This window comes from Kitasatospora sp. NPDC087314, assembly GCF_044744365.1.
In the GTDB taxonomy this organism is placed as follows: Bacteria; Actinomycetota; Actinomycetes; order Streptomycetales; family Streptomycetaceae; genus Kitasatospora.
This window is the reverse complement of sequence record NZ_JBIUYE010000002.1, coordinates 423,891-435,409: the sequence shown is the minus strand read 5'-3', so window position 1 is coordinate 435,409 and position 11,519 is coordinate 423,891. Positions and strand designations below refer to the sequence as shown.

At 74.7% G+C, this 11,519-nt stretch carries 12 protein-coding genes; 5 read left to right on the top strand and 7 right to left on the bottom strand.

Features of this window, described 5'->3' with window-relative positions; translation table 11 throughout:
- The coding region (locus tag ACIO5E_RS05770) for a hypothetical protein (RefSeq protein ID WP_400664157.1) at positions 1-631 on the top strand (631 nt) is incomplete at its 5' end.
- Between the two features lie 84 nt (positions 632-715).
- Here ACIO5E_RS05770 and ACIO5E_RS05765 read toward each other — a convergent pair.
- Together ACIO5E_RS05765 and ACIO5E_RS05760 are read right to left on the bottom strand one after the other, a co-directional pair.
- Complete coding sequence (locus ACIO5E_RS05765; protein ID WP_400664155.1) at positions 716-859, bottom strand: hypothetical protein; 144 nt, start codon at positions 857-859, stop codon at positions 716-718.
- A gap of 50 nt (positions 860-909) precedes the next feature.
- Positions 910-1,734, bottom strand: a complete 825-nt coding sequence (locus tag ACIO5E_RS05760; RefSeq protein ID WP_400664153.1) for a helical backbone metal receptor — start codon at positions 1,732-1,734, stop codon at positions 910-912.
- Positions 1,735-1,876: 142 nt separating this feature from the next.
- Here ACIO5E_RS05760 and ACIO5E_RS05755 point away from each other — a divergent pair, with 142 nt between their 5' ends.
- The 3 genes from ACIO5E_RS05755 (at position 1,877) to ACIO5E_RS05745 (ending at position 4,953) form a co-directional block, all read left to right on the top strand.
- On the top strand, positions 1,877-2,965 hold the full coding sequence (locus ACIO5E_RS05755) for an ABC transporter substrate-binding protein (RefSeq protein WP_400664151.1): 1,089 nt from the start codon (positions 1,877-1,879) through the stop codon (positions 2,963-2,965).
- A gap of 132 nt (positions 2,966-3,097) precedes the next feature.
- Complete coding sequence (locus ACIO5E_RS05750) at positions 3,098-4,117, top strand: FecCD family ABC transporter permease (protein ID WP_400664450.1); 1,020 nt, start codon at positions 3,098-3,100, stop codon at positions 4,115-4,117.
- Positions 4,114-4,953, top strand: a complete 840-nt coding sequence (locus ACIO5E_RS05745) for an ABC transporter ATP-binding protein (RefSeq protein ID WP_400664149.1) — start codon at positions 4,114-4,116, stop codon at positions 4,951-4,953. The genes ACIO5E_RS05750 and ACIO5E_RS05745 overlap by 4 nt, the downstream gene beginning before the upstream one ends.
- On the opposite strand, the gene ACIO5E_RS05740 is transcribed toward ACIO5E_RS05745, so the two are convergent.
- The 4 genes from ACIO5E_RS05740 to ACIO5E_RS05725 all read right to left on the bottom strand — a co-directional run bounded on the left by ACIO5E_RS05740 (position 4,938) and on the right by ACIO5E_RS05725 (position 9,718).
- Positions 4,938-5,960 (bottom strand): L-tyrosine/L-tryptophan isonitrile synthase family protein, encoded by a 1,023-nt coding sequence (locus ACIO5E_RS05740; RefSeq protein ID WP_400664147.1) that lies wholly within the window; start codon positions 5,958-5,960, stop codon positions 4,938-4,940. The two genes, ACIO5E_RS05745 and ACIO5E_RS05740, sit on opposite strands and share 16 nt — an antisense overlap.
- A gap of 57 nt (positions 5,961-6,017) precedes the next feature.
- Entirely contained in the window at positions 6,018-7,400 is a 1,383-nt protein-coding gene (locus ACIO5E_RS05735; protein ID WP_400664145.1) for a cytochrome P450, read from the bottom strand.
- A gap of 133 nt (positions 7,401-7,533) precedes the next feature.
- Positions 7,534-8,907: an MFS transporter gene (locus ACIO5E_RS05730; protein WP_400664143.1), complete on the bottom strand. Its 1,374-nt coding sequence runs from the start codon at positions 8,905-8,907 to the stop codon at positions 7,534-7,536.
- Between the two features lie 247 nt (positions 8,908-9,154).
- Positions 9,155-9,718 (bottom strand): sigma-70 family RNA polymerase sigma factor, encoded by a 564-nt coding sequence (locus tag ACIO5E_RS05725; protein WP_400664141.1) that lies wholly within the window; start codon positions 9,716-9,718, stop codon positions 9,155-9,157.
- A 55-nt stretch (positions 9,719-9,773) separates the two neighbouring features.
- Here ACIO5E_RS05725 and ACIO5E_RS05720 point away from each other — a divergent pair, with 55 nt between their 5' ends.
- Positions 9,774-10,043, top strand: coding sequence for a zf-HC2 domain-containing protein (locus ACIO5E_RS05720; protein ID WP_400664139.1), 270 nt, complete (start codon positions 9,774-9,776; stop codon positions 10,041-10,043).
- Positions 10,044-10,346: 303 nt separating this feature from the next.
- Here ACIO5E_RS05720 and ACIO5E_RS05715 read toward each other — a convergent pair whose 3' ends face one another.
- Positions 10,347-11,291, bottom strand: coding sequence for a hypothetical protein (locus tag ACIO5E_RS05715; RefSeq protein ID WP_400664137.1), 945 nt, complete (start codon positions 11,289-11,291; stop codon positions 10,347-10,349).
- Positions 11,292-11,519: the final 228 nt, after the last annotated feature.

Below are 11,519 nucleotides of genomic sequence, written 5' to 3'. Positions count from 1 at the left end.
CGAGGCGGAGGCGGCCGTTGAGCCGGCTGCTGCCGAGGAGCCGGTCGTAGCGGCGGAGGCCATCGAGGCTGCGGAGCCGGTGGCCGAGGTCGAGGTTGTCGAGGAGACGCCCGCCGCCGTCGTGGAGCCGGTTGTCGAGGCGGAGGCGGCCGTTGAGCCGGCTGCTGCCGAGGAGCCGGTCGTAGCGGCGGAGGCCATCGAGGCTGTGGAGCCGGTGGCTGAGGTCGAGGTTGTCGAGGAGGCGTCTGCCGTCGTCGTGGAGCCGGTTGTCGAGGCGGAGGCGGCCGTTGAGCCGGCTGCTGCCGAGGAGCCGGTCGTAGCGGCGGAGGCCATCGAGGCTGCGGAGCCGGTGGCCGAGGTCGAGGCCGTTGAGGAGACGCCCGCCGCCGAGCCGGTGGCCGAGCCCGCCGCCACTGGCCGGCCCGAGAAGCCGGACTTCACGCCTGGTCGGCCCGTGACCGCCTACTCCGCCGAGGAGCTGCTCGCCGTCGTCCGGTGGGTGGACGGTGACGGTGTGGACCGCACGGACGAGGAACTGCTGCGGGCGGCGATGAAGGAGCTGGGCTTCGCCCGTCTCGGGCCGCGGATCAAGGAGGCGCTGGGCACCGCCGTCACCGCAGCGCGGGGCTGACCTCCGGGGGAACCGTGGCGAAGGGCCCGGGACACGCGATCGCGCGTCCCGGGCCCTTCGCCGTACAGCGTGTACCTGAGAACGTCAGCCCGCCTTGCGCCATGGCCGGCTGGAGATCAGCGCCTTGACGTTGGCCACGTACCCCGGGTTGGGGATGGCCGGGACGACCGTCGAGACCGCCACGGCCGACACCAGGACCAGGGCTCTCCGGGACGTGCTCACTGCCATCGGTGGTTCCCCCCGCTTGTCACCGGCGGCCCCGGCGAGTGGCGGTCATCCTACGATGTGCTCTTTTTCCCTGGCCCGGACGGGTCCCCCGGCAGAAACGGGTGCGCCAATGCCTGCGCGAGGACGGTCGGAGCCGTCGCCAGGGATGGTCCGTACCAGGTCAGGTGGCGTCCGCTGACCAGCGTCGCCGGGACACCCGGGAACGCCTCCGGGCCGTCCTCCGCCGTGAAGCGGTACGGCTCGTCCGGCAGCACCACCAATTCCGGTCGGCAGGCGAGCAGTTCGGGCAGCGGGACGGCCGGGTAGCGCTCGGCGTGCCCGGCGTGGACGAGCCGGACGCCGAACCGGCACAGCAGGTCCCCGGCGAAGGTGTCGCGGCCGAGGACCATCCACGGGCGGCGCCAGATCGGCACGATCGCCCGCGGGCCGTCCGAGGGGCGCGGGACGGCGGCCCACGCCGCCTCGGCCTCGTTCAGCCAACCCGGGCGCGGCAGCGCGCAGGCGGCGGTGAGCATCCGGTCGAGCGAGCGGAACGCGCCGTCCAGGGTGCGGACGTCGGTGACCCAGACCGGCAGGCCGGCCGCCCGCAGCGCGTCCAGGTCGGGGCGCCGGTTCTCCTCGTCGTTGGCCAGGACGAGATCCGGGGCGAGGGCGAGGATGCCCGGCACGTCCGGATTCTTGGTGCCGCCGATCCTGGTGACGGCCAGGTCGGCCGGGTGGCTGCACCAGTCGGTGGCGCCGACCAGCAGTCCGGGCGCGGTGACGGCGACGGCCTCGGTCAGCGACGGCACCAGCGACACCACCCGGCGCGGCGGGCGCGGGCCGAGCCGTACGGGCAGGTCGAGATCGTCCCGCAGGACGGTGGGATCGGCCATCCGGCCACCCTACGCCGGGGGTTCGAGGACGGCCGCCGGACGGCGCGGAAATCCCCGGGAACCCGCCGCACGATCCGGCCGACTACCTGGACCGGGTTCGCAGGACGGGCCCCCAGCACGATCACCGACCAGGAGAGTTGTCATGCGCCCTCGCGTTGTCTGCGGAATCGCGGCTGCCGTCGCCCTGTTCGCCACGGCCTGCGGAAGCGGCGGCGGGGGAGGCGGAGAGCGGGGCGCCACCGGCAGCTCCCAGGCCGCCCCGGCCGGCGGCTACCCCGTCAAGGTCGCCGACTGCACGGACCGGGAGACCACCATCGCCAAGGCTCCCACCAAGATCGTCACCAGCAACGCCGCCGCCCTGGAGCTGCTGCTCCAACTGGGCGCGGGCGATCGGGTGATCGGCACCGGCTTCCCGCCCGGCCACGGCACCCTCCCGCCGGCCCTGGCCGAACAGGGCGCCAAGGTCCCGGTGCTCGGTGACAAGACCATCCCGAAGGAGAAGCTGCTCGGCTCCGGCGCCGACCTCTACATCGACACCTTCGGCGCGATGCCGATGATGGGCGGCGGCGCCACCGGGCCCAGCGAGGAGGAGTTCGCGGCGGCCGGCATCCAGCACGTCTACCTCCTGTCCACCGCCTGCGCCGGCACCCCGAAGGCGGCCAAGGCGCCGCGCACCGACCTCTCCGGGATCGAGAACGACATCCGCCGCCTCGGCGCCGTCACCGGCACCGCCGCCCGCGCGGAGGAGCTCGTCGCGGGCATGGAGAAGCAGGTCGGCGAGGTCCGCGCCGCGCTCGCCGGTGTCCCGGAGGCGCAGCGTCCCGGCTACTTCGTCTTCGACTTCGACGCCGGCACCAAGCAGCCGGTCGCGGTCTGCGGCCGCCAGGTCGCCAACGCGGTGATCACCCAGGCCGGGGCCCGCAACGTGTTCGCCGACTGCGACGCCGACTTCAAGCCCGGCTCCTGGGAGGACGTCGTCGCCAAGAACCCGGACTGGATCCAGCTCGCCGTCCGCAACCGGGGCAGCGAGGAGGCCACCCGAAAGGCCTTCGACGACGCCGAGGCGTTCCTGCGCGGCTTCCCCGCGACCCAGGGCCTGAAGGCCGTCCAGGAGGGCCATTTCGTGCGGCTCGGCTCCGAGGTCACCACCATCGCGGGCGTGCGCAACGCCGACGCCGTCCGGCAGATCGCCGCGACCATCCACCCGACCCTCGTCAAGAACGGGCAGTAGGCGGTGACCTCGGCCGCCCCCGATGCTCCTGGCGCTCCCGGTGCCCCCGATGCCTCCGGCGCGCCCGGCGCGACCACTCGCACGCGCGGGGGGAGGGACGCCCGCCCGGCCCGCACCCTGCGGGCCGGGCCGCTGTCCGTCGCGCTGACCACCGCCCTGGTGCTGGCCCTGACCGCCGCGGTGTCGTTCGGCTCGCTGGACATCCCGCCCGGCGAGGTGTGGTCGGTGGTCGCCCACCACCTCACCGGGCGGGCCCCCGAGCCCGGCACCCGCGACCTCATCGTCTGGCAACTGCGCGTCCCGCGCGCCGTGCTGGCGGCGACGGTCGGGGCCGGGCTCGGCCTGGTCGGCACCGCCGTGCAGGCCCTGGTCCGCAATCCGCTCGCCGACCCCTACCTGCTCGGCATCTCCTCCGGCGCATCCCTCGGGGCGGTCGCCACGATCGTCCTCGGTACCTCGCTCGGCCTCGACCTCGCCTTCGGCAGCGCGCTCGGCCTCACCGTCTCCCTGGCGGCCTTCGCCGGCGCCCTCGGCGCGTTCTCCCTGGTCTGGTTGACGGCCCGGCGCGGCGGCGGCTTCTCCCCGCTGCGACTGGTCCTCGCGGGCATCGCCATCGCCCAGTTCCTCGGCGGCATCACCAGCTACCTCGTCCTGCAGACCCGCGACGAACAGCAGACCCGCGGTGTGCTGTTCTGGCTCATGGGCAGCCTCGGCGGCGCCGTCTGGGCCCAACTCGCCGTCCCCGCCGTCGCGGTGGCGATCGGACTGGCCCTGCTGCAGGCCCGCGCCCGCGGGCTCAACGCGATGCTCATGGGCGACGAGACGGCCGCCGGGCTCGGGGTGGACGTCACCCGGCTGCGCCGCGAGGTCTTCGTGGTCACCAGCGTGCTCACCGGCGTGCTGGTCGCGGTCTCCGGCGCGATCGGCTTCGTCGGGCTCATGGTGCCGCACGTCTGCCGGCTGCTCGTCGGCGGCGATCACCGGCGCCTGTTGCCGCTGTCCGCGCTCACGGGTGCGCTGCTGCTGGTCGTGGTCGACACCGTGGCCCGCACCGCGCTGGACGGCCAGGAACTGCCGATCGGCGTCGTCACCGCCGTCCTCGGCGCCCCCACCCTGCTCTACCTGCTGGACCGACGACTGGAGCGCACGTGAGGATCGCCGTCGAGGAACTGAGCGTCACCCTGGCCGGGCGGACGGTGGTGGCCGGGGTCCACCTGGTCGCCGAGGAAGGGGAGATCGCCGGACTGGTCGGGCCCAACGGCAGCGGCAAGTCCAGCCTGCTGCGCACCGTCTACCGGCACCTGCGGCCGAGCGCCGGGAGGGTGCTGCTGGCCGAGCGCGACCTGGCCGGGCTGCGGCCCGCGCAGTCCGCCCGGCACATCGCCGCGCTGCCGCAGGAGCGCGGCGGGGACTTCGAGTTGAGCGTCCGCGAGGTGGTCGCGATGGGCCGCACCCCCTACAAGCGGGCGTTCGCCGCCGACGACGCCGAGGACCACCGGATCGCCGCCGACGCGCTGGCGCGGGTCGGCATGGCGGACGCCGCCGGCCGCCGGTTCGCCCAACTGTCCGGGGGCGAACGGCAGCGGGTGCTGCTGGCCCGGGCGCTCGCCCAGCAGCCGGACGTCCTGGTGCTGGACGAGCCGACCAACCACCTGGACGTCCGGCACCAGGTCGAACTCCTCGCCCTGCTCCGGGAACAGCGCCGCACCACCCTGGTCGCCCTGCACGACCTCAACGCCGCCGCCTCCGTCTGCGACCGGCTGCACGTCCTGCACCGCGGCGCTCTGGTGGCCTCCGGGGCGCCGCGCGAGGTGCTGACCCCGGGCCTGCTGGCCGAGGTGTTCGGCGTCCGGGCGGCGGTGGTCGAACACCCGCTCACCGGCGACCCGTTGATCGCCTTCGACCACCGCACCCCGGCCTCCGTCCCGTTGGGAGCGGGAGCGGGGGCCGGGGCCGGGGCGGGGCCCGTCCGTCAGAACGCCTCGTAGTGGCTCGGCCGGCCGTCGCGCTCGACGAGTCGGCCGAGCTGCGCGGCGTCCTCGCTGCGCAGCAACTCCCATCCACCGTCCGGTCGGTGGAGCACCGAGGAGTGCCAGGGCGTCATCCAGGCATCGGCCGCCTCCAGGAGCCGGATGCCGAACTTCGGTGCGCCCGCCGGCTGCGGGTGGATGGAGAGCCGGACCGACCGGGGGTGCTGCGCGGCGATCAACTCGCCCCAGGCGCGGCTGCGCTGGATCACCCCGTACGCGCGGCGGCGGCAGTCGCGCTGCAGGGCGGAACGGGTGCCGGTGAAGCCGGTGGTGTCCTCGGTCAGGAAGCGGGTGATGCCGCGGTAGAGCCGCAGGGTCTCCTCGTCCGTCAGCACCAGCTCGCGCAACTCCTCGACGCTCGGCGCGTACTGGGCGTGCACCCGGGCGCGTTTGTCGTCGAACGGCAGGTCGCCGAGGACGGCGCGCAGGTCGAAGGTGGCGAGGTGGCTGAGGCCCTCGCGCTCGATCATCGCCGTCAACGCGTCGGAGTACTCGTCGATGTGGTCGTCGGGGACGTGGACGAGGTCGCCGAATATGTGCCCGTCCGAGCAGATCAGGATCCGTGCGCCGGGCTCGTAGCGGCGGCCGATCTCCGCGCAGAGCCCGTCGAGGAAGGTGAGTGACAGACGCTCGCCCTCGTCGGGCAGGTGGCTGAGCACCTTCGCGGGGTTCGGCGACTTGCAGGGGAAGCCGGGCAGGGTGAACAGGATCGGTTCACCGGCGGCGACGAAGTCCGCCAACTGCGCCAGCTGGTGCGGGAAGTGCTCCGGCCTGGTGTCCGGCCCGGGGTCGGAGGCGCGGCGGTGCGGCAGCAGCAGGCCGAGGATCTGGGCGGCGAGCCGCCCGGTGCTCGGGCCCGTGGGCGTGCCCGTTGGCGTACTTGTGCTCGTGCCCGCGTTCGTGGGCGTCGGTGTGGATGCGGTGGGGTGACGGTGGCGGGTGGAAACGGTCCCGGCGGGCGGCATGGTGGTCCTCCGTGAAGGGTCGTACGGGCGTCGGGCGGGCGCGGCCGCGCGCCGGTCTCAGAAACGTCGGTCGTAGGCGACGGGCAGCCGGTTGACCCCGCGCGCCAGCACGGCGGGGATCCAGGCGAGGGAGTCCAGCCCCTCACCGGCCGCCTCGGCCGGACGCAGCCCGGGCAGCCGGGCGAGCAAGGTGGCGATGGCGATCTGGAGTTCGGCCCGGGCCAGGGCGGAGCCGGGGCAGTAGTGGATGCCGTGGCCGAAGGCGAGGTGGGCGTTCGGCGTGCGGTCGAGGTCGAGGCGGTCCGCGTCCGGGAACCGTGCGTCGTCGCGGTTGGCGGCGCACAGCGAGACGATCACCGAGTCGCCGGCCGGGACGGTGGTCCCGAACAGGTTGCTGTCCTCGGCGAAGAACCGCCAGGTGGTGAGCTCGAACGCGGCGTCGTGGCGCAGCAGTTCCTCCACCGCGCGGGCGAGCAGATCGGGGTCGTGGGCGGGCCCTTCGGTCAGCGCGTCGCGCAGTCGGGCGAGTTGGTCGGGGTGGCGCAGCAGGGTGATCAGCATGGTGGTGATTTGGTTGGTGACCGGTTCCTGGCCCGCGACCAGCAGCTGGAACACCATCGAGTCGAGCTCCTCGCGGCTCAACTCGCCCGCGTCATGGGCGGCGACGAGCCGGCCCAGCAGATCGGCACCCGCTGTGACCGGGTCGTGGTGGGCGGGATGTCCGGCGCGGTTCACGGTGTGCCGGCCGGCGCGCTTGTGGGCGACCACGTCGGCGATGTACGTCTGCAGGCCGCGCAGCCGCGCCTCGTACGCCGGGCGGCCCGGGTCGTGCGGGCCGACGGGCTGGACGACCTTGCCCCAGTCGCGATCGAATCGCACGGCCAACTCGTCGGGCAGGCCGATGACTTCGGCGAGTACCCGGAACGGGAAGTGGGCCGCGAAGCCGGCCACCAGATCGGCACCACCGGTCTCGGGCAGCTCGTCGACCAGGGCGTCGGCGAGTTCCTGGAGGCGCGGGCGCAACGACTCCACCCGGCGCGGGGTGAAGGCGTCCAGGACGAGGCGGCGCATCGCGGTGTGCTTGGGCGGATCCTGGTGCAGCAGGTGGACCTGCAGCTGGGAGTGCTGCGGCTCGGGCATGATCGACGCCAGCCTGCGCCAGTTCTCGTTGCCCAGCGCGTGGTTCTTGCCGAGGCGGGGGTCGTTGAGGGTCTCCTGGGCGGCCTGGTAGCCGGTGACCAGCCAGGCGTGGATGCCGCTCGGGAACTCCACCCGGTGCACCGGCCCGGCCTCGCGCATCCGCCGATAGAGGGGATAGGGGTCGCTCTTGTACGCGGGCCCGTACAGCGGGACGGGGTCGGGGAGTTGGTCGTGCCCGTACGGGCAGCGCGGTTCGCCCGCCGGGCTGGCCGGTGCCGGATCGCGGACGGTCTCGGTCATCTGTGGTGCTCCTCCGGTGGTGCGGGCATGTCGGTGGTGCGGGCATGTCGGTGGTGCAGGGTGTCGGTGGTGCAGGCAGGCGGTGGCCGGGTGGGCCGGCGCTGGGGTGGGTCGGCGCCCGGTGGGCCGGCGGTCAGGTCCGTGGGCGGCGGTGCAGGGCGAGCAGGAGCACGGCCGTCGCCGCGACCACGGAGGCCAGGGCGATGCCCGCCCGGGTGCCGGTGGTGGCCCGGTCGCCGGCCAGCGCGGCGGCACCGGCCAGGGCGGGGCCGAGGGCGAAGCCCAGGCTGCGGGCGAGCTGGACGGCGGAGCCCGCGGTGGCGAGCTTGCCGGGCGGCGAGGCGGTCATCACCAGGGCTTGGGTGGGGCCGCCGTTGAGGCCCATCCCGATACCGGCCAGGGCGAGCCGCCAGGCGATGTCCGAGGCGGACCAGTCGGCGTCGAGTGGGACGAGCAGCGCCAGGCCGAGGGTGGTGACGGCGGCGCCGGCGAGCGCGGTCGGGCGGGCGCCCCAGCGGTCGGCCAGCCGCCCGCCGACCCGGCCGGCCAGCACCATGCCGAGCGGGAAGGCCAGCATGGTGAGTGCGGTGGCGGTGGCGCTCTCGCCGCCCGGACCGCGCAGGTGCTGGGCGAGCAGATAGTGGCAGGCCGCGAAGCCGGCGGCGAGGGCCAGCACCGAGGCGTCGACCCCGACGGTTCCGGCGGCCCGCAGCACCTCGGCGACCGGCCTGCCGCCGGGGCGGCGCAGCCAGAACAGGACCAGCGGAGCGGCGGGCAGCGCCAGCAGCAGCCACAGCGGCGCCTCCGGGGCCAGGGTCAGCGCGAGCAGCACGGCGGCGACGGCCGTGCCTATCAGGGCGGCGTCGCCGAGTGAACTCCGGTCGGGCGGGCGCAGCCTGCCGCGCCGCGGGGCGTGCCGGTGCACGATCAGCACGGCGGCCAGGCAGACCGGCAGCTTGACCAGGAAGACGGCCCGCCAGCCGAAGTGGTCCAGCAGCAGGCCGCCGATGACCGGCCCGGTGACGGCGCCGAGCGGGCCGAGCGTCGCGGGGACGCTCATCGCCCGCCCGCGCGACTCGGGGCGCACGGAGGTGGCGGCGAGCACCGGCATCAGGACGAACAGCACCGCGCCGAACGTGCCCTGCGACAGCCGGGCGGCGATCAGCCAACCCGCCGAGGGGGCGAGGGAGGCCAGCACGCTGCACGCGGCGAAGCAGCTGACCGCGAGCAGCAGCGCCGCGCGGGTGCCCACCTGGTCCAGCCATCGCCCGGCGGGCAACAGCAGGGCGACCAGGGGAAGTTGGTAACCGAGGGCGGCCCACTGCGCGACCCCGGGGGACACGTGCAGACCGGCCGAGATGTCGGTGAGCGCCAGGTTGACCACGTTCATGTCGAGCATCGCGACGAACGAGAGCAGTCCGGCGGCCACGACCAGGCTCCATCGGTCCGCCGCTTCGACCTGATGATCCGTCAGGATTTTGGCGGTCGGGGGTGGTTGCGCTGCCATGAAGTCCCTCCGTTGCCCGACTGCCGTACCGGACACCGCCTCGGCGGCGGGGTCCGGTACAGCAGTCGGAGGCGCGGCGGCTCCAGTTCCGAACAGGTGAAGGAATTTTCGAACCGGTGGGTGATGGGCGGTCGGCATCTGACAGCTGACAGCGGACGGGTAACAACTGACAGATAACAGATTTCGAAATCTGTTATCTGTCAGTTGTCATCTGTTACCCGCCGCCCGTCGCCCACTCCGCTCCCGCTCAGCAGGCTGCGGCCAGCTCCCCGCTCTCGGCCGCGCGCAGTCGGGCTATCAGCTCCTCGCGGGCCCGGGCGACCCGGGAACGGACGGTACCGACCGGGCAGCCGGCGACCTCCGCCGCCTCGGCGTAGCTCAGACCGACCACCTGGGTCAGCACGAAGGCCTCCCGCCGCTGGGCGGGCACCCGGTCGAGCAGGTCCCCGAGCGCGACGCCGTCCTCGAACCCGGCCGCCGGTTCGGACCCCTGCCGCTCCGCCACCTCCTGCCAGTCCGGCAGCGGTGCGCAGCGCGGTCGGGCGGCAGCCGTCCGGTACCGGTCGATCACCGTGCGCCGGGCGATCGACAGCAGCCAGGTGCGGGCCGAGGAACGCCCGGCGAAGGCCGGAAGGCCGCGCAGTGCGCGCAGGAAGGTCTCCTGGGCGAGGTCGTCGGCGGACTGGACGTCGGTGAGGTGGGCGACGAAGCGCCAGACGTCCCGCTGGGTGGCCCGGACGAAGGCCTCGACGTCCGGGGCCCGGCCCGCGCGGGCGGTCAGGGCGAGTGCGGTGAGCTGCTCGTCATCCACGACGGCCTCCCACCCGGCCGGTCCCGCTGCGATGGCAGTGCGGGACGATGGTCCTATGAGATGCGCGCAGTTCCGTACTGCCCTGTCGGCCCGGCTCGACGGCGAACCGACCGGCCTGCCGGGCGCCCGCCTGGACCGGCACGTCGCGCGCTGCGCGGGCTGCCGCGTGTGGCTGGAGCGGGCCGAGCAGCTGCGCGGCCGAGTGCGGGCGAGCGCCGCCGAGGGGCCCTCGGTGGAGTGGTCGGCCCGGTTGCTGAGTGGACTCGGGGCGCAGGGGGCCGGGGGCGGTCAGGCTCCGGACGGGCCGGGGGCCGAGGAGCGGTAGGACGGTGGCGCCGGCCGGAGCCGGTGCGCCGTCGTAGTCAGGCATGCGAAGGTCCTGAGGGGAAGGCTGGGAGCGGCGCCACTCGAGGCGGCGCCGCCGGCGTCCATGGACTTCCGCGCGCCGCGCGGCGCCTCCCGAAGGAGACGGCGGGCGGGCGCGGGCCCGGGCCCTGACGGCGTGGCGGCGAAGGCGCGGCCGGGCGACAGGGCGACCTGCCCGTGGCGCGAACCCCCTGGGCCCCGCCGTCCCTGGCGGCCGTGAGCGACCAGGGGCGGTGTCGGGTGGGGGAAGGCGGCGGGCGCGTCAGCAGGCGAGGGCGAACGCCGGCGGGCCGCGCCGCACCACGGCATGGGTGAGCAGCACCGGCCGGGGCGGTCGGGCCTGGCGGCCGGCGGGCCGGGGCGGAGCCGGCGGACGGTAGCCGAAGGGGCGCGTCAACAGCGCCAGCAGCGGGAGCAGCAGCACCCCCGCGACCACGGTGCCGAGCGCACCGAGCAGGTCGAAGAGTCGGACCAGCGCGGCGTCACCGCGCCACAGCAGCAGCGCGCAGGCCAGCGCGGCGAGCGCGTGGGCGGCGATCATCCCGAGGGACATCCCGTGCGCCATGCCGTGGGCCATGCCATGGGTCATCCCCGGGGACATGCCGTGCGTGGTGGGCACCCCGGACGTGCCCGGGATGCCCGACACGGCTGAGTCGCCGGGCATTCCCGCCATCCCGGCCATGTCCAACGCCATCCCGTCGGCCGAGGCCGAGGTCAATCCCGAGGCCGAGGCTGTTCCCGAAGCCGCACCCGCCGCCGCACCGTGGTGCATGCCCGCCATGGTGTGCAGGCCGCCGGTGGCGGGCGGGACGTCCGGGTCGAGGCCCGCCATCCGGGCCAGCTCGACGGGGGAGAGCCCGCCGGGGATCCGCTCCGGGTTACAGAGCAGCAGGGCGGCCCAGTCCGTGGTGGCGAACCTGCCGAGGCCGCCGCCTCCGCGGCCGAGCGCCCCGGCCTGCTCGAACAGCAGGTGCAGCGCGCTCTGCGTCGCGACCATCCAGACGCTGATCGCGCCGAGTCCGCGCCGCTTGCCGGCGAGCAGCCAGGTCAGGCCGAGGACGGCTCCGAACGCGCAGGCCAGCACCGGCGGCGAGACCCCGGCCCCGGCCATGGCGACGTGCGCCGAGGCGGCCAGCGCCACGCACAGCGCGGCGAAGACCACGGCACGCAACAGGCGGATCCGGTCGGTCATCACGATGGCACTCATCGTCGCACCCGCCCCGCCCGGCCAGTACCGCACCCTCCGGTATTGGCCGGTTCCGTCCCGTGAGACCATGCCCGGCCCCGCGCCGAGACGTCGGGCGCGGCCGCCGGGCGCCGGGTCCGGACACCCGGTCCGGATGCCCGACCCGGTCGGCGCGCCACCCCGGCAGCCCGTTCGTACGACCATCAGTGCGGTTTGACATCTCCCACCGCTTGCTCACTAGATGTGCAC